The 23,744-nt window shown below is 46.3% G+C and carries 21 protein-coding genes; 15 read left to right on the top strand and 6 right to left on the bottom strand.

Annotated features, from left to right (window positions below):
- Positions 1–22: 22 nt before the first annotated feature.
- The 3 genes from AACV32_RS15640 (at position 23) to AACV32_RS15630 (ending at position 3,114) form a co-directional block, all read left to right on the top strand.
- The gene (locus AACV32_RS15640) at positions 23–994 is read left to right on the top strand and encodes an ABC transporter ATP-binding protein (protein WP_010319733.1); all 972 of its coding nucleotides are present in this window, start codon (positions 23–25) and stop codon (positions 992–994) included.
- Entirely contained in the window at positions 991–1,983 is a 993-nt protein-coding gene (oppF, locus tag AACV32_RS15635; protein ID WP_010319732.1) for a murein tripeptide/oligopeptide ABC transporter ATP binding protein OppF, read from the top strand. Before AACV32_RS15640 ends, oppF begins: the two co-directional genes overlap by 4 nt.
- Before the next feature lie 180 nt (positions 1,984–2,163).
- Positions 2,164–3,114 (top strand): glutathione S-transferase family protein, encoded by a 951-nt coding sequence (locus AACV32_RS15630; RefSeq protein ID WP_026028686.1) that lies wholly within the window; start codon positions 2,164–2,166, stop codon positions 3,112–3,114.
- Between the two features lie 79 nt (positions 3,115–3,193).
- Here AACV32_RS15630 and pta read toward each other — a convergent pair whose 3' ends face one another.
- Positions 3,194–5,338, bottom strand: coding sequence for a phosphate acetyltransferase (pta, locus tag AACV32_RS15625; protein WP_013856498.1), 2,145 nt, complete (start codon positions 5,336–5,338; stop codon positions 3,194–3,196).
- A 172-nt stretch (positions 5,339–5,510) separates the two neighbouring features.
- Positions 5,511–6,707, bottom strand: a complete 1,197-nt coding sequence (locus tag AACV32_RS15620) for an acetate kinase (RefSeq protein ID WP_013856499.1) — start codon at positions 6,705–6,707, stop codon at positions 5,511–5,513.
- A 348-nt stretch (positions 6,708–7,055) separates the two neighbouring features.
- On the opposite strand from AACV32_RS15620, the gene yfbV reads away from it, so the two are divergent.
- From yfbV to AACV32_RS15600, 4 genes are all read left to right on the top strand, one after another.
- Positions 7,056–7,508 carry a terminus macrodomain insulation protein YfbV gene (gene yfbV / locus AACV32_RS15615; RefSeq protein ID WP_017045157.1) on the top strand — a complete coding sequence of 151 codons (453 nt, stop codon included), beginning with the start codon at positions 7,056–7,058 and terminating at the stop codon, positions 7,506–7,508.
- A gap of 358 nt (positions 7,509–7,866) precedes the next feature.
- On the top strand, positions 7,867–8,832 hold the full coding sequence (locus AACV32_RS15610; RefSeq protein WP_013856501.1) for an ABC transporter substrate-binding protein: 966 nt from the start codon (positions 7,867–7,869) through the stop codon (positions 8,830–8,832).
- A gap of 59 nt (positions 8,833–8,891) precedes the next feature.
- Positions 8,892–9,836, top strand: a complete 945-nt coding sequence (locus AACV32_RS15605) for an ABC transporter permease (protein WP_017050406.1) — start codon at positions 8,892–8,894, stop codon at positions 9,834–9,836.
- Positions 9,833–10,627, top strand: coding sequence for an ABC transporter ATP-binding protein (locus tag AACV32_RS15600; protein WP_010319725.1), 795 nt, complete (start codon positions 9,833–9,835; stop codon positions 10,625–10,627). Before AACV32_RS15605 ends, AACV32_RS15600 begins: the two co-directional genes overlap by 4 nt.
- A 101-nt stretch (positions 10,628–10,728) precedes the next feature.
- Here AACV32_RS15600 and dusC read toward each other — a convergent pair whose 3' ends face one another.
- Positions 10,729–11,685 (bottom strand): tRNA dihydrouridine(16) synthase DusC, encoded by a 957-nt coding sequence (gene dusC, locus AACV32_RS15595; protein WP_212752747.1) that lies wholly within the window; start codon positions 11,683–11,685, stop codon positions 10,729–10,731.
- 62 nt (positions 11,686–11,747) lie between these two features.
- Between dusC and AACV32_RS15590 the strand changes: the two genes are divergently transcribed.
- From AACV32_RS15590 to serS, 4 genes are all read left to right on the top strand, one after another.
- Entirely contained in the window at positions 11,748–12,404 is a 657-nt protein-coding gene (locus AACV32_RS15590) for a YecA family protein (RefSeq protein ID WP_170895398.1), read from the top strand.
- 190 nt (positions 12,405–12,594) lie between these two features.
- Positions 12,595–13,197 (top strand): outer membrane lipoprotein chaperone LolA, encoded by a 603-nt coding sequence (gene lolA / locus AACV32_RS15585; RefSeq protein ID WP_170895399.1) that lies wholly within the window; start codon positions 12,595–12,597, stop codon positions 13,195–13,197.
- A 30-nt stretch (positions 13,198–13,227) separates the two neighbouring features.
- Positions 13,228–14,577 (top strand): replication-associated recombination protein A, encoded by a 1,350-nt coding sequence (locus tag AACV32_RS15580; protein WP_170895438.1) that lies wholly within the window; start codon positions 13,228–13,230, stop codon positions 14,575–14,577.
- 102 nt (positions 14,578–14,679) lie between these two features.
- On the top strand, positions 14,680–15,987 hold the full coding sequence (gene serS, locus AACV32_RS15575; protein ID WP_013856507.1) for a serine--tRNA ligase: 1,308 nt from the start codon (positions 14,680–14,682) through the stop codon (positions 15,985–15,987).
- A gap of 79 nt (positions 15,988–16,066) precedes the next feature.
- On the opposite strand, the gene bioA is transcribed toward serS, so the two are convergent.
- Entirely contained in the window at positions 16,067–17,356 is a 1,290-nt protein-coding gene (gene bioA, locus AACV32_RS15570) for an adenosylmethionine--8-amino-7-oxononanoate transaminase (RefSeq protein ID WP_170895400.1), read from the bottom strand.
- 134 nt (positions 17,357–17,490) lie between these two features.
- Between bioA and bioB the strand changes: the two genes are divergently transcribed.
- Genes bioB through bioD form a run of 4 tightly spaced genes read left to right on the top strand, consistent with a single transcriptional unit; the run spans position 17,491 to position 21,167 of the window.
- Complete coding sequence (gene bioB, locus AACV32_RS15565; RefSeq protein ID WP_170895401.1) at positions 17,491–18,543, top strand: biotin synthase BioB; 1,053 nt, start codon at positions 17,491–17,493, stop codon at positions 18,541–18,543.
- Positions 18,515–19,678: an 8-amino-7-oxononanoate synthase gene (bioF, locus tag AACV32_RS15560; protein ID WP_170895402.1), complete on the top strand. Its 1,164-nt coding sequence runs from the start codon at positions 18,515–18,517 to the stop codon at positions 19,676–19,678. The genes bioB and bioF overlap by 29 nt, the downstream gene beginning before the upstream one ends.
- A 2-nt stretch (positions 19,679–19,680) precedes the next feature.
- Positions 19,681–20,484 (top strand): malonyl-ACP O-methyltransferase BioC, encoded by an 804-nt coding sequence (gene bioC / locus AACV32_RS15555; RefSeq protein ID WP_170895403.1) that lies wholly within the window; start codon positions 19,681–19,683, stop codon positions 20,482–20,484.
- Positions 20,481–21,167, top strand: coding sequence for a dethiobiotin synthase (bioD, locus tag AACV32_RS15550; protein WP_038148451.1), 687 nt, complete (start codon positions 20,481–20,483; stop codon positions 21,165–21,167). The genes bioC and bioD overlap by 4 nt, the downstream gene beginning before the upstream one ends.
- Before the next feature lie 61 nt (positions 21,168–21,228).
- Here the strand turns inward: bioD and dsbB are convergent, their stop codons facing one another.
- Both dsbB and nhaB read right to left on the bottom strand, forming a co-directional pair.
- Complete coding sequence (dsbB, locus tag AACV32_RS15545) at positions 21,229–21,768, bottom strand: disulfide bond formation protein DsbB (RefSeq protein ID WP_212752746.1); 540 nt, start codon at positions 21,766–21,768, stop codon at positions 21,229–21,231.
- A 75-nt stretch (positions 21,769–21,843) separates the two neighbouring features.
- Entirely contained in the window at positions 21,844–23,433 is a 1,590-nt protein-coding gene (gene nhaB / locus AACV32_RS15540) for a Na(+)/H(+) antiporter NhaB (RefSeq protein ID WP_013856514.1), read from the bottom strand.
- Between the last annotated feature and the right edge of the window lie 311 nt (positions 23,434–23,744).

Below are 23,744 nucleotides of genomic sequence, written 5' to 3'. Positions count from 1 at the left end.
TTAAAAGATTAAGGAAGCAATAATGAGCTTATTAGATGTCAAAGATCTGCGGGTCGAATTTACCACTCAAGATGGTATTGTTACCGCTGTCAACGATTTAACTTTTTCACTGGAGCAAGGCGAAACCCTCGGTATCGTAGGGGAGTCTGGCTCTGGTAAATCGCAAACCGTGTTCGCTATTATGGGCCTACTTGCCAAAAATGGTATTATCACGGGTAGCGCAAAATTTGAAGGGAAAGAGATCCTCAATTTGCCAGAAAAAGCCTTGAACAAAGTGCGCGCTGAACAAATTGCGATGATCTTCCAAGATCCAATGACGTCACTGAATCCTTATATGAAGGTCAGCGAGCAGTTGATGGAAGTGCTGATGCTGCACAAAGGAATGAGCAAGTCGGCTGCATTTGAAGAGTCGGTACGTATGCTAGAGGCGGTTAAAATCCCCGAAGCGCGTAAGCGAATTACCATGTATCCGCATGAGTTTTCTGGCGGTATGCGTCAACGCGTTATGATTGCAATGGCGTTGTTATGCCGGCCTAAGTTACTGATTGCCGATGAGCCCACCACCGCATTGGACGTAACGGTGCAAGCCCAAATTATGGATTTGTTGAATGAACTCAAAAGCGAATTCAATACCGCTATTATCATGATCACCCATGATCTGGGTGTGGTTGCGGGTTCATGTGACAAAGTATTGGTAATGTATGCTGGGCGTACGATGGAATATGGCTCTGTGGATGAAATTTTCTACAACCCGAGTCACCCTTACGCTGAAGGTTTATTAAAAGCCATTCCTCGTTTGGATACGGAAGGTGAAATATTACCAACAATTCCTGGAAACCCACCTAACTTGCTACGATTGCCACCGGGTTGCCCTTATCAAGAGCGCTGCCACCGAGTGACAGAACGCTGTAAACGTGAAGCACCTATTTTATTGCCATTTGCCGATGGTCGCCAACGTGCCTGTTTTTCTGATTGGGAGGCTTGGGTTAAATGAGCGAACAAAAACCATTATTACTGGATGTAAAGAACCTCAAAGTTCACTTCAACATTGCCTCTAAATCCGCGTGGCCGTGGTCTAAACCATCCAACCTAAAAGCCGTAGATGGCGTTAATGTGCGCCTATATGAGGGTGAAACTCTCGGTGTAGTAGGCGAATCAGGTTGCGGAAAGTCTACTTTTGCGCGAGCGATCATTGGTTTAGTCGAAGCCACCGAGGGTGAAGTGGTGTGGCTAGGAAATGATTTGACGAAAATGCATGAGGTTGAGCGTCGCAAAACCCGTAAGCAAATTCAGATGATTTTCCAAGACCCACTGGCGTCATTGAACCCAAGAATGTCGGTTGGCGATATTATTGCAGAGCCACTTCAAACCTTTTATCCAGAACTTTCGAAGCAAGAAGTAAAGGACCGTGTAAAAGAGATGATGACAAAAGTCGGTTTATTGCCGAACGTCATTAACCGCTATCCCCATGAATTCTCTGGTGGTCAGTGTCAACGTATTGGTATTGCCCGTGCGCTCATTTTAAAACCGAAAATGATCATCTGTGATGAGCCAGTTTCTGCTTTGGATGTTTCAATCCAAGCGCAGGTGGTTAACCTGCTCAAAGAGCTGCAAAATGAGCTTGGTTTAAGTTTGGTTTTTATTGCCCATGATTTATCGGTAGTGAAACACATCTCTGATCGTGTACTCGTGATGTATTTAGGCAATGCGGTCGAGCTTGGCACCTCGGAGGCGTTGTTTGCGAATCCATCACACCCTTACACCAAAGCTTTGATGTCGGCTGTGCCAATTCCAGATCCAAAACTGGAGCGTGCTAAGAAAATTCAGATGCTAGAAGGGGATTTACCCTCGCCAATCAACCCGCCTTCTGGATGTGTTTTCCGTACCCGCTGTCCTCAAGCGACGGAAATTTGCGCACAGCAAAAACCGCAGATTAAAGGTAGTGATGAACATGCTGTGTCTTGTTTGCATGTCGAGCTCTAAATTTAGCCTGTGACAGGCTTAAGCGCGACGAATTTCTGGGTCGCGCTTTTTTTATCTGTGCGCTTAGCGGGGTAAATCGCACTGTTCAACATTTCTGAATAACAAGGACAACTTCCTCCGGTTTTACCATTTTCTATCCTACTTATAATAAAAAAGTCATCGGAATGAGGAGTGGAGATCATGGGAAAATTAGTTGAAGGCGTCTGGCACGATGTTTGGTATGACACCAAAAGCAGCGCTGGGCATTTTGTACGCGAAGACGCAGGATTCAGACACTGGGTCGACAGCCAGCCAGATGCACGATTTCAACCAGAATCGGGCCGTTATCATTTGTATGTCTCTTTGGCATGCCCTTGGGCTCACCGTACATTGATTTTTCGCCAACTCAAATCACTCACCGAACACATTGATGTTACGGTCGTTTGTCCTGACATGCTAAGTGAAGGCTGGTCTTTTGGTATTCCTGAACCTCTGTTCGGCTATACCAAACTCCACCAAATCTACACCAAAGCAAAGGTAGATTATTCAGGGCGAGTAACTGTACCTGTGCTGTGGGATAAGAAGACCAATACTATTGTTAGCAATGAATCTTCTGAGATTATTCGCATGTTTAACAGTGCATTTAATGAGTTAACGGGTAACCAGCAAGACTACTATCCGCAAGCACTCAGCAAAGCTATCGATGAATGGAATGCGTATATCTACCCCAATATTAATAATGGCGTCTATCGATGTGGGTTTGCGACCACGCAAGAGGCCTATGACGATGCTTATGATGCACTTTTCACTGCGTTAGATAAGGTCAACAACCATCTAGCAACGCATCGTTACTTGATCGGTAACCAGATCACCGAGGCGGATTGGCGTTTATTCACTACACTTATCCGTTTTGACGCTGTTTACGTCGGGCATTTTAAATGCAATAAACAGCGGATCGCCGATTATGAGAACTTAAGCGGTTACTTAAAAGAGCTGTACCAAATTGACGGAATCAAAGAAACGACCGATTTTTACCACATCAAACGCCACTATTATTTCAGCCATATCGGCATTAACCCAACGCAAGTGGTACCTAAGGGGCCGGATCTTGATCTTGATACGCCCCATGAGCGCGGCTTTATTGGGTTATAACGAGGGTGGAAGTGTGCTATAAAAAAGGCTCTTATGTGATACATAAGAGCCTTTTAATCAGCAAGTTAAGCTAAGAATTTTATTTTGTTTCTTGGCTTGCTTGAATCGCCGTCAACGCGATTGTGTAAACAATATCGTCAACCAACGCACCGCGAGACAAATCGTTTACTGGTTTACGCATGCCTTGCAGCATTGGACCGATAGAAACAAGGTCTGCTGAGCGTTGTACCGCTTTGTAAGTTGTATTACCTGTGTTTAGGTCAGGGAAGACAAATACCGTTGCTTTACCAGCGACTGGAGAGTTTGGTGCTTTAGAAGCCGCCACGTTTTCCATGATTGCAGCATCGTATTGTAGAGGACCGTCGATAATAAGATCTGGACGTTTCTCTTGAGCAATGCGCGTCGCTTCACGCACTTTATCTACATCAGCACCTTTACCTGATTCACCCGTCGAGTAGGAAATCATCGCCACGCGCGGGTCAATGCCGAATGCCGCCGCAGAATCGGCCGATTGAATCGCAATTTCAGCAAGCTGTTCAGCATTTGGATCTGGGTTGATGGCGCAGTCGCCGTATACCAACACTTGATCAGGCAATAGCATGAAGAAGATAGAGGATACAATCGAGGCATTTGGCGCGGTCTTAATGATTTGGAATGGAGGAACAATGGTGTTGGCTGTGGTATGAACCGCACCAGAAACCAAACCGTCAACTTCATCCGCTTCAAGCATCATTGTGCCAAGGAATACTGAATCTTGCAGTTTTTCACGAGCCACAACTTCTGTCATGCCTTTTGAACCACGCAGCTCAACCAAGCGAGCAACGTAGTTTTCGCGCACTGAGTCAGCATCGATAATTTCAACGCCAGCACCTAACTCAACACCTTGCTGCGCAGCAACGCGGCGGATTTCATCAGGGTTACCAAGTAGAACACAAGTCGCAATACCGCGCTCAGCACAAATAGAGGCCGCTTTCACTGTGCGTGGTTCATCCCCTTCAGGAAGCACAATACGTTTACCTGCACGACGAGCATACTCAGTTAACTGGTAACGGAATGCTGGCGGGCTAAGGCGACGAATACCTTGCGTGCCCTCAGTGAGCGAATTAATCCAAGGGCCATCGATGTGGCTAGCAACATGATCGCTGATGAACTCGATACGTTCTTTATCGTCAGCTGGAACTTCTAGGCTAAAGCTTTGCAGGTTGAGTGACGTTTGCCAAGTGTTACCTTGCGCTTTAAAAATAGGCAGTCCGCTTTCAAAGGCTGGTTTACATAGGTTCACAATCTCTTGTGGCATATCGTAACCGCCAGTCAGCAGTACCGCACCAATTTCAACGCCATTCATTGCGGCCAGAGAGGCGGCAACAATCACGTCAGGACGATCGGCCGATGTCACTAAGAGTGACCCTGGCTTAAAGTGCTCAATCATGTGTGGCAAAGAACGCGCACAGAAAGTGATGCTCTTAATACGGCGAGACTTAATTTCACCTTCATTAATGATTTCAGCTTTCAGGTGTTTGGCCATATCAATAGCACGAGTCGCGATAAGGTCGATACTCCAAGGCACACAACCTAACACACGAATTGGGCTGGTGTTGAAGATCTGCATCACTTCTAAATTGGCTTGTTTCGCGCTATCTGCATCATCAAAAATTTCTGATAAGTCAGGGCGAGTGCGGCCTGCTTCATCAACAGGGGCATTAAGCTTGTTGATAATAACACCTGAAATGTTTTTATTTTTTGTTCCACCAAAGTTTGAGCACGCAACTTCAATACGCTCTTTCAACTGAGTTGGGTTGTCTGTTCCCGGTGTCGCGACAAACACAATTTCTGCGCCCAGTGTTTTGGCAATTTCTGCGTTCACTTGGTTCGCGAATGGGTGTTTGCGTGTTGGCACAAGGCCTTCAATCAGCGTTACTTCAGAATCTTTATTGATGTGGTTGTAACGCTCAACGACGGTTTCAAGCAACACATCCATCTTTTCGCTACCGATCAACGTTTCTGCCGCTGACATCATCATCGGTTCTGCAATGCTGATGTCGCTGTTGCGACCGATAATCGTTGAAGTGAGATCAGGTTGATCGCCACCCGAGCGAGGTTGTGCAATAGGCTTATAAAAAGAAACGCTAACACCTTTACGCTCCATGGCGCGAAGGACACCCATGCTCACGCTGGTAAGACCAACACCAGCGCTGATAGGGATAAGCATAATAGTACGGGACATGAGTAGAGTACCTCAAACTATTGAAATCAATCTAACCGAAACTAGATTGAAAAAGGAACAAAGCCCAACATGACCTTCTTCGGAAATAAGCCTGCTGACCTAAATCGCTAGAAACTAAGGGTTGAGCCCCGGTAAAAAACTGGCTAACTCAGAGAGTTAGCCAGAAAGTCAATTAAAGACCTGCCAGACGAGCAGTATCTTCAGCAATCACTAGCTCTTCATTGGTCGAGATAACCATAGCTGGAATACGGCTGTTTGCCGTTGTGATCACACCTTCGCCGCCAAAACGTGCTTTTAGGTTTGCTGCGCTGTCGACTTCGATACCGAAGATAGCCAAACGGTTTAGTACCATTTCACGGATAGGGCCTGAGTTCTCACCGATACCACCAGTGAAGACGATAGCGTCTAGGCGACCGTCAAGGCTTGCTGTGTAGCCAGCCACGTATTTTGCTAGGCGGTGGCAGAACACGTCCATTGCACGAGTCGCTTCTTCTTTCTCACCGTAGTTATCTTCAACAAAACGGCAATCCGAAGTCACTTGAGTTAAGCCTTGTAGGCCAGACTCTTTGGTTAGCATAGTGTTGATTTGATCAACAGAGTAACCCAGTGCATCGTGCAGGTGGAAGATGATTGCAGGGTCGATGTCACCACAACGTGTGCCCATCACCAAACCTTCAAGCGGCGTTAGGCCCATTGAAGTATCAACTGATTGGCCGTTTTTGATCGCACAAACAGAAGCACCATTGCCTAGGTGACAGTTGATGATGTTAACTTCTTCAACTGGCTTGTTGAGTAGGCCTGCAACTTCACGAGTGATGAATAAGTGTGAAGTACCATGCATGCCATAACGACGGATACCATGCTCTTTGTATAGATTGTAGGGAAGAGCGTATAGGAAAGACTCTTCAGGCATAGTTTGATGGAACGCAGTATCAAACACAGCTACGTTTTGAAGCTCAGGGAAGTTTTTCTTAGCGGCTTCGATACCGATGATGTGTGCTGGGTTATGAAGCGGTGCAAAGGTTGCAGCGTCTTGAATACCTTTCAGTACATCATCAGAGATAAGTGCAGATTGAGTGAACTGCTCACCACCGTGTACGATACGGTGACCGATAGCGCCAAGGTTAGCTTTAAGCTCTGGCTTAGAAGCAAGAATAGTTTCAACCATAAACGCGAGTGCTTCTTCGTGCGCTGCACCTTCGCCTAGTTGCGCTTCGTGTTTACCGTCAAGTTTCCACTTGATGCGTGCTTCAGGAAGGTGAAGACATTCAGCAAGACCTGATAGGTGCTCAGCACCTGTTTCTGCATCGACAACAGCAAATTTAAGAGAAGAACTACCGCAGTTTAAAACTAAAACTAGCTTAGACATGTGTGACTACCTGTAATAATCGGTTAGGATAAAAATCATTCACAAGAATAGTAGAACCGTTGTGGAGCGCTACTAATCTTGGTCAATAAAACTTGAATTTCCGTATAATGAGACGGGGCTTTTAACGTAAAGTCGTCGATGCATTCCTTGCAGATTTCATCTCGGAGTTGCCTAAATTGTAAATAACGGCAACAATGAGATTGAGGGCTCGCAAAGAATAGCGATAATGGGCCAATATAACAAAAAAAAATTGAAATAATATTAACTTCTATCAATTTTTTACTAGATTAGTTGAATCATTAAACTATTTTTTAGTTAAATGGGCAGCATCGAGAGTGAGGGCGCGCTATGAATAACAAAGTTGGAATCGTTCACAGCCTGAAAGATGGTCAGAAATATATGGATGTTTGGCCTGTGCGCAAAGAGCTAGGCCTCATTTTTCCTGAGCAACGGATCATTAAAGCCACGCGTTTTGGCGTGAAGGCTATGCCAGCTATCGCCGCAATCAGTGTATTGACACAGATGGTTTTTGAAAATACACAGGCGATGCCCCAAGCAGTGGTAGTGGCACTTTTTGCCATAAGCTTACCGCTACAAGGTATGTGGTGGCTGGGAAATCGCGCCAATACCCAACTTCCACCTTCGCTTGCTGGGTGGTACCGAGAGCTGTACCAGAAGATTGTCGATACTGGTTTTGCTTTAGAGCCAATCAAAGCGAAGCCGAGATACAAAGAGCTGGCTGCTATCCTCAACCGAGCATTCCGGCAGTTAGATGAAGCCGCGTTAGAACGCTGGTTCTAGTCACCCAATTATCATGTGAATAAAAGGCAAAGAGGGCTTCCGCAGTGAACTCCTCTTTGTTATTCAACTTTCGCCTTATTCTTATCTCTCTTTTTGTTACTTTACTGTTAAACCTCACTTCCCTTTAGCCTGAGTTACTGGTAATAATGTTGTCAGCGACGCTCAGTGCGCGTACATAAAAATATTAAAAACACAACATCCAACATGTATACCCAAACAATATGAAGTTGTAAGCAATCTGCAATGGGATGAATCCTAATGTGGCACAGGTTAACTGTGTTTAACGGGATGAGCGCATTTGCTAGCACTGCTACCGCTTTAAGTAGGAAGGGTATAATGCTTAAATCAAGGAGTTAAGATGAAAGCAGGCAAAGCCATTGTTACCGCCGTTTTTGCAGGAGCAGTATTACTCTCTTCCACAAGCATCATGGCCAAAACAGCGAAAGTCGCCGTATCGCAAATTGTTGAGCACCCAGCTTTAGACGCAACCAGACAAGGTTTACTTGATGGTTTAAAAGCAAAAGGTTATGAACAAGGCAAAAATCTAGATTTTGATTTTAAAACCGCGCAAGGCAACCCAGCGATTGCTGTTCAAATTGCGCGCCAATTTGTCGGGGAAAATCCTGATGTGTTAGTCGGCATCGCAACCCCCACGGCGCAAGCGCTCGTCTCTGCAACCAAAACTATTCCTGTCGTGTTCACGGCGGTGACCGATCCTGTCGGTGCTAAATTGGTGAAAAAACTTGAGCAACCGGGTAAGAACGTGACCGGGCTTTCTGATCTATCGCCAGTTGAACAGCACGTTGAGCTGATCAAAGAGATCATGCCAAACGTGAAATCTATCGGCGTAGTGTATAACCCCGGTGAGGCTAATGCAGTGAGCTTGATGGAACTGCTTAAATCGAGCACTCAAAAACATGGCATTAAACTTATTGAAGCGACAGCCTTAAAAAGCGCAGACGTACAAACTGCGACACAGGCGATTGCCTCAAAATCAGACATTATCTATGCCTTGATTGATAATACCGTCGCCAGTGCGATTGAAGGGATGATTGTTTCGGCAAACCAAGCTAAGACCCCAGTATTTGGTGCAGCAACCTCTTATGTTGAACGCGGAGCGATTGCTAGCCTTGGCTTTGATTATTACCAAATTGGCGTACAAACCGCGGACTATGTTGTCGCTATCTTGGAAGGCCAAGCACCGGGTAAACTGGATGTTAAAGTGGCCAAAGGGTCTGATTTAATGATCAACAAAACCGCAGCGGAAAAACTGGGCGTAACGATTCCTCAGTCAGTACTTGATCGTGCTACGAGCGTAAAATAAAGACCATTCAGAGCTAGAGCGAAGGTTTTAGCTCTGTTTAAGCAGAGAAAGGAGTTGTTATGTCTGCTTTTGCTTTTTTTGGCGCTCTAGAGATAGGGCTGCTGTACGGATTAGTGGCATTGGGTGTTTACCTCACTTTCCGTGTCCTTGATTTCCCCGATTTAAGCGTTGACGGCAGCTTCCCGATGGGCGCTGCGGTGGCCGCAACGGCGATTGTGGCAGGTATTAACCCTTGGGTCGCTACAGGAATGGCAATACTTGCGGGTGCCTTTACCGGTTGGGTGACTGCATTTCTTGCGGTTCGCTGCGGTATTTTGCATCTATTGGCGTCGATTCTCACCATGATTGCCGCCTTCTCCATCAATATTCGTATTATGGGACGCCCCAATATTGCTCTGCTTGGGGAGGAGACCATTCTTACGCCCTTTGAAGCCATGGGTGACTCGGTTTACATTCGCCCGCTGGTCGTGGGTGTATTAGTCTTGATGTCGGCCTGGTTTGTGGTGCGATTATTAAACAGTGACTTTGGACTTGGACTGCGTGCTACGGGCGTTAATGCCCGCATGGTGAGAGCACAAGGCGGAAGCACCTCGTTTTATACCTATTTTGCTCTTGCGTTATCGAATGGTTTTGTCGGTTTTGCTGGGGCACTGTTTGCGCAAACCAACAGTTTTGCTGATGTAACTTCGGGCGTAGGGACGATTGTCGTTGGCCTTGCTGCTGTGATCTTGGGGCAGACGTTGATCCCTGGTCGCCGGATCTGGGTTGCAGTGCTGGCGGTCATCGTCGGTTCAGTGCTGTACCGTTTAGCGGTCGCCTTTGCTTTGAGCTCGGGCATGTTCGGTTTGCAGGCGTCTGATCTCAACTTAGTTACTGCTGTGCTGGTGGCCATTGCACTGATTGCGCCAAAAATGAAAAGGAACTTCAAAGCAAAAAAGGGTAATTCTCCTGCTCAGAAGTCGGTTGTTGCTAAGCAGGATAAAGCGTCAGGAGAAACATTATGATTCGTTTAGAAGATATTCAAGTCACGTTTAACCCTGGCACAATTTTAGAAAATAGAGCGTTAAGAGGTGTTCACCTCGAAGTACCTGAACATCAATTTTTAACTGTGATTGGCTCAAATGGTGCAGGGAAATCGACCTTATTAGGCGCTGTAACGGGCGAAACGCCCATGATGGCAGGCAAAGTGCTCATCGATGAAGTCGATGTCACGCGCCAGAGCGTGGATCAGCGTGCACGTTTATGCGCTCGCGTGTTCCAAGACCCACTTGCCGGTACATGTGGCGATTTAACCATTGAAGAGAATATGGCTTTAGCCTACATGCGCGGCAAGCGCCGAGGGTGGGGGCTGTCACTTTCTTCATCACGTCGCAAGTTGTTTCAAGAGCGAATCGCTATCCTTGGTTTGGGATTAGAAGATCGCTTAGGCGATAACATCGGCCTACTGTCTGGTGGGCAGCGTCAAGCGGTTAGCTTAGTGATGGCAACTTTATCTGACAGTAAATTGTTACTGCTTGATGAGCACACTGCGGCTCTGGACCCTAGAATGGCGGCCTTTATCATTGATTTGACCAAAACAATCGTCAAAGAATTTAACTTGACGGTGATGATGGTAACGCACTCGATGAAAGATGCCTTAGCGTGTGGTGATCGCACTGTGATGCTTCACCAAGGTGAAATTGTTCTTGATGTGTCTGGTGAGCAGCGTGCCAATATGAAAGTGCCTGATCTACTAGAAATGTTTTCGAAAGTTCGAGGCGAAGAGCTGGCAGATGATAGCCTTCTACTCAGTTAATTGTTTTACTTCGTTACCACAGAGGGTTAGTTAACACAGTGGTTGACTAAGCAGCAACAGGCTTTCTCGGCGTGAGGTTGAGAAAGCCTGAAGAAAACGCATCACAACGTGTTTTGTAACCGATCACGGTAACGCTGAATGTGCTCCACGATAGGTTCCGATTTGGTGAAGGTCCTGATTTCGCGAAATAGCTCGTTAGCTTGAGGATATTCTTGACGCAAGTAGGTAAACCATTGCTTGACTCGGTTGGGATAGTAAAAGCCTTTATCGCCTCTAATTTCAAATTGCGAATAGCGCAGGAGCAGATCAACCACTTCATGCCAAGGCATCACTTTATGGTTATGTTTCACCACATTGCCTAAATTGGGAACGTTGAATGCGCCTCGACAAACCATCAATGACTCTACGCCCGTTGCTTTAATACAGGCTTGACCATCGTCATAGTTCCAAATTTCGCCATTAGCGATCAGAGGCAGAGACGTCTTCTGGCGTATCTGATTAATGTAATCCCACTTAATTTCACTGGCGCGATAACCGCCCGCTTTTGTTCGGGCATGAACTGTGAGATCGTTTGCTCCAGCTTGTTCAATCGCATCGACAATTTCAAAGCAGTCGTTAGGGTCTTCCCAACCTAAGCGGATTTTAGCCGAAACAGAGATCGCTTTCGGTACCGCATCTCGGCATGATTTTACCACTTGATAAATCAATTCCGGATGTTGTAACAGCGCCGCACCGCCTTTGTGTTTGTTGACCGTTTTCGCTGGGCAACCAAAATTCAAGTCAATGCCGTGCGCGCCTAATTCAGCAACTCGTGCGGCATTTTCTGCCATCCAATGTGGCTCTTGGCCGAGCAGTTGAACGTGCACGGGAACACCTGCTTGTGTTTTTGAGCCTGTTTTCAGTTCAGGACAAAGGCGATAAAAAACGTGGTCAGGCAATAATTGGTCAACGACACGCACAAATTCAGTCACGCACAGATCGTAATCATTCATCTGGGTGAGCAGTTCACGCATCAAGTGGTCTAGCACACCCTCCATTGGGCCCAAAATTACACGCATCATCATTTCGCCTTAAAAATTCGAGGCGAGATTGTAGTGGTTACCGAATCAAAAGTCACTAAATGCAAGAGTTGGTATATAATCCCTGGTCAACCATTTTAACTGTACAGATTTTCATGACCTACTTATTGCTCTCTCTTCCTCAATCAGCTCCTCAATCCGCTCATTTTTTTGAAGGGGCTATTTTGGCATCCAATTTCGCCACTAAGCCGTTAGAACCCACAACTTGGTTAGAACCTTTAGTGGGGGAGCAAGTCAAAGCACTTGAACCAGCGGTGATGGCGCAAATTAATCTGCAATATAACTTGCTCAAACGTAGCGAATATTCGGCGTTAGCCTTGCTAGATAATGCGACTCAGTGGGCTGATTTTGCTGAAGGGTTTATGAGCGTCTGGCCAGTCGTTGAACCGCAATGGTTAGAGACTCCAATTGGTGATGGCAGCCTGCGCATGCTGCAAGCTTTGTTGACCACCTTCATGTTAGCCATCGATGAAACACAAACACAGCAGCAGATGAGCGAAGCGGGTTTTGCAACACCACCCAGTTTGAGTGATTTTGCTGAGCAGTTGGATGTCATGATCACTGAAGTGGCGTTAATGGCTGATGAATTAATGCTCGGCATGAAAACGCAGCGGGTTAACCCATTTAAAGAAATTGGACGCAATGATCCTTGTCCGTGCGCCAGTGGCAAAAAATTCAAACAGTGCTGTGGCCAGTAAAGTACGCCGCCTGAGGTTTAATCTCAACAAAACGCTGACAAACCCAAGCAAATAAGCCCTTATAAACGAGTTATTCTGATAAATAAGTTGTTCTGATAAGTGAATGCTTCTTAAGAGAAGAGGGCCTTATCAATAAACGTTATAGAAAACGTTATAGACAAAAAATTGTTATCCATGGAGTGTGGTAATCATGAAAAGAGTGTTAGCCCTGTTGCTGTGTAGTTTTTCTGTCGCTGTTTTGGCTGCGCCAAAAGACGAGTTGAGCCAACGCCTCGCGCTGAACGCTGGTTTTAGCGCTACCTTTGCCCAGCAAGTGATCAGCCCTGAAGGTGATATTGTGATGGAAGGTCAGGGGAAAGTTGATATTGTTCGGCCAAGCCTTTTCCGTTGGCAAACGACCGCTCCTGATGAAAACTTACTGGTGTCTGATGGTAAAACCTTGTGGTATTACAGTCCATTTATCGAACAAGTGAGTATTTATAATCAAGAACAAGCGACGGAACAAACTCCTTTTGTGTTGCTGACTCGTAATCGCACCAGTGATTGGGATCACTACAAGGTTGCACAAAACGGTGATGATTTCACCCTAACGCCAACCGCGGTAGATTCAAACCAAGGGCAGTTTCAGATAGCGATTGATGAGAAAGGGATCGTGAAAGGTTTTAACGTGATTGAACAAGATGGGCAGAAGAGTCTGTTTACGTTTAGCGATGTACAACTAACACCGGCCGCTAAAGCGCGTTTCACGTTCCAGATCCCGCAAGGTGTCGAGGTTGATGATCAACGTAATTGAGATAGGGACTAAGGCGTGAGTAACTATAGTGTGGGTAACTACAGCTTAGATTTTTCGGGTGATGAAGATTTCCGTCCGTTGGCCGCGAGAATGCGCCCTCAGACGGTTGAGCAGTATATTGGCCAGCAGCACATTTTAGGTGTGGGTAAACCCTTGCGGCGTGCATTAGAGGCTGGTCATATTCATTCGATGATCTTGTGGGGGCCGCCCGGTACGGGTAAAACGACCTTGGCTGAAGTGGCGGCGAATTACGCCAATGCAGAGGTTGAACGTGTTTCTGCGGTGACTTCTGGCGTTAAAGAGATCCGTGCTGCCATTGAAAAAGCGCGCGAAAATAAAATGGCGGGTCGACGTACTATTTTGTTTGTAGACGAAGTGCATCGTTTTAATAAATCTCAACAAGATGCCTTTTTGCCACACATTGAAGATGGCACTGTGACTTTCATGGGTGCCACGACAGAGAATCCCTCTTTTGAACTCAACAACGCTTTGCTATCTCGTGCTCGGGTGTACAAATTAACCTCGCTGGCTAGCGATGAAATTTTGCTGGCGCTCAATCAAGCAATCAACGATGCCGATCGCGGTTTAGGTAAAGTCGCAGCGCAGTTTATGGATAACGTGCTCGAACGTTTGGCTGAATTGGTCAATGGTGATGCGCGCATGTCACTCAATTATCTTGAGCTGCTGTACGACATGGCCGAAGAAAATGCGCAAGGTGAAAAGCTCATTACGCTCAAACTGTTGGCTGAAGTGGCAGGCGAAAAAGTGTCGCGCTTTGATAATAAAGGCGATATTTGGTACGACCTTATCTCTGCGGTGCATAAATCGATTCGAGGTTCCAATCCCGATGCGGCGCTGTATTGGTCGGCCAGAATGATCGCAGCAGGCTGCGATCCACTTTATATCGCTCGCCGTTTATTGGCGATAGCTTCGGAAGATGTCGGCAACGCCGACCCAAGAGGCATGCAGGTGGCGCTCGCCGCTTGGGACTGTTTTACCCGCGTTGGTCCTGCGGAAGGTGAACGTGCTATTGCACAAGCGATTGTCTATTTAGCGTGCGCGCCCAAAAGTAATGCCGTGTATAGCGCGTGGAAGCAAGCCTTAGCTGATGCGCATAATTTGCCAGAGTATGAGGTGCCGCCTCATTTGCGTAATGCACCAACCAGTTTGATGAAAGATCTTGGTTATGGAGCACAATATCGCTATGCCCACGATGAACCGGGAGCTTACGCGGCTGGCGAAAGTTATTTGCCGCCTGAAATGAGCGATACACGCTACTACCAGCCAACAAATCGAGGTTTAGAAACCAAAATTGGTGAAAAGTTAGATTACTTGGCTAGTTTAGATGCAAAAAGCCCACAAAAGCGCTATGAAAAATAGTCTCTTTTCGTTATCTTTGTCGGGTTCAATTTTCTCTACGCGTCGCTCTTATTAGAAAGGGATGCAGGCGCGTTTTTCATAACTAAAAGCATAGGATTAGCAATGCTGGATTCTAAATTACTTCGCACTGAGCTGGATGAAACAGCTGCAAAATTAGCGCGTCGCGGTTTCAAACTCGACGTTGAGACAATTCGTCAACTTGAAGAACAACGTAAGTCCATTCAAGTAGAAGTTGAAAATTTACAATCCTCGCGCAACTCCATCTCCAAAGAAATTGGCCAAAAAATGGCCGCCGGCGACAAAGCGGGCGCAGAAGCAGTCAAGCTACAAATCGGCTCTCTAGGCAGTGACTTAGACGCGAAAAAAGCGCAGTTGAATGACATCCAAGCACAATTGGATGCGATTACTATGTCTGTACCCAACGTACCAGATGAATCGGTTCCTGATGGTAAAGATGAAAATGACAACGTAGAAGTTTCTCGTTGGGGCGAACCCAAAACTTACGATTTTGAGCTCAGAGATCACGTTGATCTTGGTGAAATGGCCGGTGGTTTAGATTTTGCTAGTGCGACTAAAATTACTGGCGCTCGCTTTATCGTGATGAAAGGCCAATTTGCTCGTCTGCACCGTGCGATTGCTCAGTTCATGCTGGACTTGCACACACAAGAACATGGTTATACAGAAATGTATGTCCCTTATCTTGTCAACGCTGACAGCCTGTTTGGTACCGGTCAGCTACCTAAATTTGGTCAAGACCTATTCCATACTGAGCCACTAACTGAAAAAGTGAATGATGAAGAGCCACGTAAACTGTCTCTTATCCCAACGGCTGAAGTACCGGTAACGAACTTGGTGCGTGACACCATTTCTGACGAAGCCGATCTGCCACTGAAAATGACGGCTCATACACCTTGTTTCCGTTCTGAGGCGGGATCGTATGGTCGCGATACACGTGGTCTTATCCGTATGCACCAATTTGATAAAGTCGAATTGGTTCAGATTACGCGCCCAGAAGATTCAATGGCGGCGCTGGAAGAGTTAACCGGTCATGCGGAAAAAGTGCTGAAATTGCTTGAATTGCCGTACCGTAAAGTCGTGTTGTGTGCAGGTGACATGGGCTTTGGCTCTCGCAAAACTTACGATCTAGAAGTGTGGGTTCCTGCGCAAGGCACATACCGTGAGATCTCCTCTTGCTCAAACATGTGGGATTTCCAAGCGCGTCGTATGCAAGCCCGTTTCCGTCGCAAAGGCGGTAATAAACCTGAGCTTGTGCATACGCTGAACGGTTCAGGCCTTGCTGTGGGCCGTACTATGGTAGCCATTTTGGAAAACAACCAACAAGCTGATGGCCGTATTGCCGTTCCTAGCGTACTGCAACCATACATGGGTGGCGCAACGCACATCGGTTAATCATCATGCGTTAAACACAGTAAAAAAACCGACTTGCGAGTCGGTTTTTTTATGCATCAATAGTATGTGTCGGTTCTATTTAAGCCCCATCGATTTGAAAGCATTGCGAATTTTGCAATGCCACCACTACAGCGTTGATCAGTTTTTCAATGTCATCTACTTGGCTAATAAACGGTGGCATCACATAGATTAAACAGCCAAAAGGACGGATCCAGACCCCTTGCTCAACAAATAGCGCTTGAATGACTTCCATATTGACAGGGCGATGCGTTTCAATCACGCCGATAGCGCCCAGCCAGCGCGTCTCTTTTACCATCTCAAAACGGTTAAGCATGGGCAGTAAATGAGCAAATTGCGCTTCAATACGCTGGGTTTGCTGTTGCCAATCGCCCTGTTCGATGAGCTCTAAGCTGGCGCAGGCGACAGCGCACGCCAATGGGTTAGCCATAAAGGTTGGCCCATGCATAAAGCAGCCCGCTTCGCCAGCACAAACCGTATCGGCGACTTGCTTGGTCGCCAGTGTGGCTGAAAGCGTCATATAGCCACCCGTTAAGGCCTTGCCGACACATAAAATATCAGGCGCGATATTAGCGTGCTCGCAGGCGAAGAGCTTTCCAGTACGGCCAAACCCAGTTGCAATCTCATCGGCAATCAGTAGCAAACCATATTGATCGCAAAGTGCACGCACGCCTTTTAAAAACAGAGGATGATAGATACGCATACCGCCAGCACCCTGCACAATTGGTTCTAAAATCACCGCCGCAAGCTCTTGATGATCGTGCATTATTTTATCTCGAAAATCATCGAGATCGCGTTCATCCCACTCATCCCAAAAACCGCAAGTTGGCGAATCGGCAAAAATATGCTGCGGCAAAAAACCTTTGTAGAGCGAATGCATCGAGTTATCTGGGTCAGTGACTGACATTGCGGCAAACGTATCGCCGTGATAGCCATGACGTAAGGTGAGAAATTTCGCTCGTGGTTGACCTTTTGCATGCCAGTATTGCAGCGCCATTTTTAAGCTGACCTCCACGGCGACAGAGCCAGAATCGGCTAAAAATACGTGCTCAAGATTGCTTGGCGCTAATGCCAGTAATTTTTTACAAAGCGTAATGGCGGGTTGATGTGTGATACCGCCAAACATCACGTGTGACATTTTATCAATTTGCTGATGCGCAGCGTAATTAAGGTGTGGATGGTTATAACCATGAATAGTTGCCCACCAAGAGGACATTCCATCAATCAAGCGTCGCCCATCTTCCAAATAAAGATGGACACCTTGAGCGTGAGTGACGGGATAACAAGTCAATGGCGTCAGCGTTGAAGTGTAGGGATGCCAGATATGTTGGCGGTCGAAGAGTAAATCCATGATCAGTCCATATTGCTGGGTTTGTTTAAAGATCAATCAAACGTAAACTTATGTTTTCTTTGTTTGTTGACAGTTTATCGCTTGTCAGTAGACTAGCCAAGCAACAAAATAATAAAACTGAATAAGGAAGAGATGTGGAAGTTCGTCATAACTGGACCGTTGCTGAGGTGAACGCACTGGTCGAAAAGCCGTTTATGGATCTACTGTTTGAAGCGCAGCAAGTACATCGTCAATACCATCCCAAAAATTATGTTCAGGTCAGTACGTTACTTTCTATTAAGACGGGGGCGTGTCCTGAAGATTGTAAATATTGCCCGCAGAGTGCGCATTACCGGACTGATGTTGATAAAGAACGGTTGATGGAAGTCGAGCGGGTGTTAGACGCGGCGCAAAAAGCGAAGCGCTCTGGCTCGACCCGCTTTTGTATGGGAGCGGCGTGGAAAAACCCGAAAGCGCGTGATATGCCTCTCTTGAAAGAGATGATCAGTGGCGTGAAAGAGATGGGCTTGGAAACGTGTATGACGTTGGGCATGCTAACGCCTGATCAAGCAAGCGAGTTGGCCAGTGCAGGGCTTGATTACTACAACCACAACTTAGATACCTCACCTGAATACTATGGCAACATTATCACCACCCGAACCTATCAAGATCGCCTTGATACCTTATCGCACGTGCGCGATGCAGGAATGAAGATCTGCTCTGGGGGAATTATCGGTATGGGAGAGAGCGCTAATGACCGCGCTGGCCTGTTGGTGGAATTAGCGAACTTACCAACCCATCCTGAAAGTGTACCGATTAATATGCTGGTCAAAGTGAAAGGCACACCGTTAGAGCAAGCCGAAGATGTCGAAGCGTTTGATTTTATTCGTCTGATTGCCGTTGCTCGGATCATGATGCCACAATCGGCGGTGCGTTTATCGGCTGGACGTGAAAATATGAATGAGCAGATGCAAGCGCTGTGCTTTATGGCAGGTGCAAACTCCATTTTCTACGGTTGCAAGCTGCTAACGACTCCTAATCCTGATGAAGATAGCGATATGCAGTTGTTTAAAAAACTGGGTATCAATAGCCAACAAGTGAGCCAAAAACCGGATGAAATTGCAGAAAGTGAGCTGCTTGAGCGTGTCGTAAAACGGGTGGCAGCTCGTCCTAATAAAGATGATCTTTTCTACGATGCCAGCGTTTAATTCACGTATTTCAGCGGCGCTCAGTGCTCGTCGCGATCTTGGGCTTTCTCGCTCTCTTATCGAGCTTGAGGGGGGCAACCAGGTTCGATTGTGCAAAGATGGCCGCCAGTATCTTAACTTTTCCAGTAACGATTACCTTGGCCTTGCGCACGACTCAGAATTGATTGCCGCTTGGCAGCAAGGGCTGAGTATGTATGGTTGCGGTAGTGGTGCATCTCCTTTGGTCACAGGCTTTAGCTCAGCCCATCGCAACCTTGAAGCTAACTTGTGTGAGTGGCTAGGTTATGAGCGAGCTATTTTGTTTGGCTCGGGTTTTAGTGCCAATCAGGCACTGTTGTTTAGCCTGCTCAATAAAGACGATTTGCTACTGCAAGATAAACTTAACCACGCCTCTTTGATGGAAGCAGGAATGCTTTGCGCAGCCAGTATGAAGCGTTTTCGGCACAACGATGTCACTCATCTTAAGCAACAGCTTAACAGCGATAGTCATACATTAGTGGTGACTGAAGGGGTCTTTAGCATGGATGGTGATTGTGCACCGCTGTGCGAAATCACGGATGCAGTGCAAGGTGAAGCGTGGTTGGCAGTCGATGATGCACACGGCATAGGTGTTTTGGGCGAGGGTGGGGCCGGCAGTTGCAGTGCGGCAGGAATAAAACCACAGCTCTTGGTGGTGACCTTTGGCAAAGCCTTAGGGTTATCGGGTGCAGCTATCTTATGCAATCAAGAGGTGGGTGACTTTCTTACGCAGTTTGCTCGTCACCACGTCTATTCTACAGCCATGCCGCCAGCGCAAGCTTATGCAGTAACTCATGCTATTTCAATGGTCACTCAGCAGCCGTGGCGCAGAGAAAAACTGACTGAACTGCAAGCTTATTACGCTGAATCCATGCAAGGTTTTGATGGCTATGTTGAAACGCTAACGCCAATCAAACCCTACCTTGTTGGTGAGGCGCAAACAGCATTGAATATCGCCGATCAATTGCGACATAGCGGGTGTTGGTTGACCGCGATTCGCCCACCAACGGTGGCTCAAGGCCGTGCCCGATTGCGTATCACTCTAACCGCCAACCACACTATTGCTGACATAGAGCAACTAACCACACAACTGCAACGTGCGCTAGAGGAGGGCTGAATATGTCACAAACTCATGCCATAGAGATAAATACGCTGCATGACAAAGCCGCCATTGCCCACTCTTTTAGCCGCGCGGCAAAGCATTATGATGTACATGCCGCTTTTCAACGTGACGTAGGGCAACGTTTATTGGACAAAATGCCGCGCAATCTAGTAGGGAAAAGAGTGCTCGATCTTGGTTGTGGTACGGGCTATTTTTCAGAGCAACTGCGGCGTAGAGGGGCGTATGTGGTATGTGCTGACCTCTCTAGTGAGATGCTAGTACAAGCTAAAATACGTTGTGGTGATGTTGGCGTCACCTATTATCAAGCCGATGCTGAGGCGCTTCCTTTCGCCAACGCCTCTTTTGATTACGTTTTTTCTAGCTTAGCGCTGCAGTGGTGTGATGACCTTGTTCTACCACTGCGACAAATTCACCGTGTATTGAAACCACAAGGGATGGCTTATTTTTCGACATTATTGGACGGTTCGCTGTTTGAACTGAAACAAGCGTGGACAAAAATTGATACACATCAACACGTCAATGATTTCATCACACTCAATCAGGTAAAAATTGCGTTAGCGCAATCTCACTGTTACCACCATCAACTAGACTTGCCTTCGATCACAGTTTGGTATGACAAAGCCTTTTCCTTGATGAGAGATCTTAAAGGGATTGGTGCAAATCACGTAAGTGGACGCTCACACGGGTTAACAAGCCGCAAGGCTCTACTGCAAGTTGAGCAGGCATACCAAGCATTTCAAAACCATCAAGGTCTTCTACCTGCAACTTATCAGGTTTGTTTAGGGGTTATACATCGATGATTGATGCATTTTTTATTGCGGGTACGGACACCGACGTTGGAAAAACGGTCGCTTCAAAAGCGATTCTACAAGCATTAGCCGCCAAGGATTTGGTGACTATTGGCTACAAACCCGTTGCCGCTGGTAGCGAAAAAACGGAATTTGGCTTACGCAACTCAGATGCATTACATCTGATGAAAGCGGCAACCAAAGAGATGCCCTATGGTGATGTGAATCCATATTCTTTAGCGCTCCCTACATCACCACATATCGCCGCAAAACATGAACATGTCGAGATTGATTATGGCGTGCTCAGTAGCAAATTAGCTAAGCATAAAGCGAATGCTGACATTGTGTTGATCGAAGGTGCTGGTGGTTGGCGCGTTCCGATCTCCGATACGGACTGCTTGTCTACTTGGGTTAAACAAGAACAACTACCAGTGGTCTTAGTGGTAGGAATTAAACTAGGTTGCTTAAGCCATGCAATTTTAACAGCGGAAAGTATTATTGCCGACGGGTTGAAGATTGTTGGCTGGGTAGCCAACCGAGTGAACCCAGGAACTGAGCATTACGCTGAAATTATTGCAATGTTGGAATCGCGCATTCCAGCGCCTAAGCTTGGTGAAATACCCTATGTGCCAACGGTAAAACGGCAACAAATTGGTAAGTATATTAATGTTGATCCGCTGCTTGCGTCAGAGTAAGCGATGTGAATCAGCCAAAAGGCATCTCTTAGCGAGATGCCTTTTTTGATCAAGCAGGTTATTACCGCAGCTTATTGACGGGGGTTTTCGCGAACTGAGCTAAAACAACAAAAGCGAGCACCAGCAAGCTAGCAGCATAGATGACCACTAGCCACTGTGGCATGGAAAGCGTTAAAAATTGCCATACCACTTTCGAACAGTCACCGTAAGCTTCGAACATCCAAGGTGCCCATTGATTGAGTGGTGCCCAGCTGGGGAAAGTGACAAATAAATCACAAGTGGCAAAAGGAGAAGGGTTGAATTGGTAATCCACATGTTGCAGAGCTAAGGTCAAACCTTTATAAGCACTGGCTCCCCAAGCAACGAGTCCAATCCAACGAACAATCGGATTATTGGGTGCGATTAAGCCAAGCAGAGCTGCTCCGCCAATTCCTAGCATCGCCACACGTTCATAAATGCACATCACACACGGTGCGAGCATCATGATGTGCTGAAAAAAAAGCGCACAAGCCTCAAAAAAAACCACAAAAAGAAGTAATAAAAACCAAGATTTTCTCGATTGAGAGAACAGTTTCAGAGTAGAAAAAAAAGTCACATTCAATACCTGTAAAGAATAAAAAGCCCTGATAGTTCAGAGCTTTTTAACTTAGATAAGTTTCATTATCAACCGAATATTTTAGTGCCCGGCAGAGATGGCTTGAACTGCTTTGGCTGAATGGTGCGTAATCCACCCTAAGTCATAAAAATGCGCAGTCATGGGTTCAACTAAGAAGACAATGCCAAACAGGCCAACTAATGCCAATACAATCGTGTAGGGCAGAGCCATGATGACCATTTTGCCATAAGAAAGGCGGATCAATGGTGCAAGTGCTGATGTTAATAAGAATAAGAAAGCGGCTTGACCGTTTGGTGTTGCTACTGAAGGTAAGTTCGTACCTGTGTTAATCGCGACAGCCAATAAATCGAATTGGTCACGCGTGATAACACCTTCTAGTAGCGCTGTTTTGACTTCATTAATATAGACAGTGCCAACGAAAACGTTATCCGAAACCATCGACAAAAGCCCGTTAGCCACATAGAAGAGAGCAAGCTGAGCCCCTTTATCTTCAACATTCAACACAGCATCGATAACTGGTTTAAAGAGTTGTTGATCGATAATTACGGCTACGATGGAGAAGAATACCGCCAGCAGCGCCGTAAAGGGTAGGGCTTCTTCAAATGCTTTGCCTAGCGAATGTTCTTCTATCACACCAGTAAATGCTGTCGCCAAAATAATAACTGAAAGACCAATCAATCCCACTGCCGCTAAGTGCAGTGCCAATCCAACAATCAGCCAGACAGCAATAGCGCCTTGGATCCAAAGTTTTGCGACGTCTTGATTGGTTCGATTTTTGCGCTCAGCCGTGTCAAAATCGACCAGAATTTGACGAACGTTAGCGGGTAATTCTGCGCCGTAACCAAATAGCTTCAGCTTTTCAACCAATACACAGGTCAAAATACCACAGAGAAAAACAGGTACGGTTACCGGAGACATACGGATGATAAACTCGCCAAAAAACCAACCTGCTTGATCGGCGATGATCAAGTTTTGTGGTTCACCAACCATGGTCATCACCCCGCCTAAAGCGGTACCTACGCCAGCATGCATCAGTAGTGAGCGCAAAAACGCACGATAGTTTTCTAGGTCATCACGTGTTAGTTCTGAGATATGCTCATCTTGAGTATGGTCATGAGCGGAGCTTGTCCCTTGTCCCGATGCCACTTTGTGATAAATCGAGTAAAACCCAACGGCGACACTGATGACCACGGCAATAACTGTTAAAGCATCCAAAAATGCAGACAGGAAAGCAGCTGTAATGCAAAAGGCGACCGAAAGCATCGCTTTTGAACGAATACCAAGTAGTATTTTGGTGAAGATGAACAGCAATAGCTGTTTCATGAAATAGATACCAGCCACCATAAACACCAGTAGCAGCAGAACTTCGATGTTATTCACAAGCTCATGTTTTACTTGCTCTGCACTGGTCATCCCAATGGCGATAGCTTCGATAGCCAGTAATCCACCAGGTTGCAGGGGATAGCATTTAAGCGCCATCGCTAGGGTGAAAATGAATTCAACCACAAGTAGCCAACCAGCAATAAATGGGTCGACCAAAAAGAAAACAATCGGGTTGATAATGAGAAAAGCAATAATGGCAACTTTGTACCAGTCAGGGGCTTTACCAAGAAAGTTCTTGAGAAAAGCGCTTCCGAGGGACATCGGCATGGGTAGTTCTCTTACTGTTGAGATGATAGACGCTGTCAGCTTATCTTTAATTCATTATGTGAAGTGGCCAAATAGAACGTGTTAAACACGAAAACAGTATCTATCGGCAATGTTCTAGTGAAACAACAAACCGTTTAGGGATTATGGTTTTACCAAGACACTCCTTGAGTGAGACAAGCAATCCTTACTTCGACCGTCACTCTACTCCGCAAGCTTTTTTAGTCAATAATAATCAGGTTATTGATAAAACACTTACCGATATTTTGGTCAAAAACGCGATCAAAGTTGGGTAAGCATAGCATAAGAGTTGT

This window comes from Vibrio sp. B7 (assembly GCF_963888765.1).
Classification (GTDB): domain Bacteria; phylum Pseudomonadota; class Gammaproteobacteria; order Enterobacterales; family Vibrionaceae; genus Vibrio; species Vibrio anguillarum.
The sequence above is the reverse complement of the archived record's forward strand: the minus strand, read 5'-3'. Positions and strand labels throughout refer to the sequence as shown.

Coding starts and splice junctions, on each gene's coding strand:
- serS (WP_013856507.1), top strand. CDS start 14,680: ATGCTGGATTCTAAATTACTTCGCACTGAGCTGGATGAAACAGCTGCA.
- AACV32_RS15640 (WP_010319733.1), top strand. CDS start 23: ATGAGCTTATTAGATGTCAAAGATCTGCGGGTCGAATTTACCACTCAA.
- oppF (WP_010319732.1), top strand. CDS start 991: ATGAGCGAACAAAAACCATTATTACTGGATGTAAAGAACCTCAAAGTT.
- AACV32_RS15610 (WP_013856501.1), top strand. CDS start 7,867: ATGAAAGCAGGCAAAGCCATTGTTACCGCCGTTTTTGCAGGAGCAGTA.
- AACV32_RS15590 (WP_170895398.1), top strand. CDS start 11,748: ATGCAAGAGTTGGTATATAATCCCTGGTCAACCATTTTAACTGTACAG.
- bioF (WP_170895402.1), top strand. CDS start 18,515: ATGATCTTTTCTACGATGCCAGCGTTTAATTCACGTATTTCAGCGGCG.
- bioA (WP_170895400.1), bottom strand. CDS start 17,356: ATGGATTTACTCTTCGACCGCCAACATATCTGGCATCCCTACACTTCA.
- AACV32_RS15600 (WP_010319725.1), top strand. CDS start 9,833: ATGATTCGTTTAGAAGATATTCAAGTCACGTTTAACCCTGGCACAATT.
- AACV32_RS15630 (WP_026028686.1), top strand. CDS start 2,164: ATGGGAAAATTAGTTGAAGGCGTCTGGCACGATGTTTGGTATGACACC.
- lolA (WP_170895399.1), top strand. CDS start 12,595: ATGAAAAGAGTGTTAGCCCTGTTGCTGTGTAGTTTTTCTGTCGCTGTT.
- bioC (WP_170895403.1), top strand. CDS start 19,681: ATGTCACAAACTCATGCCATAGAGATAAATACGCTGCATGACAAAGCC.
- pta (WP_013856498.1), bottom strand. CDS start 5,338: ATGTCCCGTACTATTATGCTTATCCCTATCAGCGCTGGTGTTGGTCTT.
- AACV32_RS15620 (WP_013856499.1), bottom strand. CDS start 6,707: ATGTCTAAGCTAGTTTTAGTTTTAAACTGCGGTAGTTCTTCTCTTAAA.
- dusC (WP_212752747.1), bottom strand. CDS start 11,685: ATGCGTGTAATTTTGGGCCCAATGGAGGGTGTGCTAGACCACTTGATG.
- bioD (WP_038148451.1), top strand. CDS start 20,481: ATGATTGATGCATTTTTTATTGCGGGTACGGACACCGACGTTGGAAAA.
- AACV32_RS15605 (WP_017050406.1), top strand. CDS start 8,892: ATGTCTGCTTTTGCTTTTTTTGGCGCTCTAGAGATAGGGCTGCTGTAC.
- yfbV (WP_017045157.1), top strand. CDS start 7,056: ATGAATAACAAAGTTGGAATCGTTCACAGCCTGAAAGATGGTCAGAAA.
- nhaB (WP_013856514.1), bottom strand. CDS start 23,433: ATGCCGATGTCCCTCGGAAGCGCTTTTCTCAAGAACTTTCTTGGTAAA.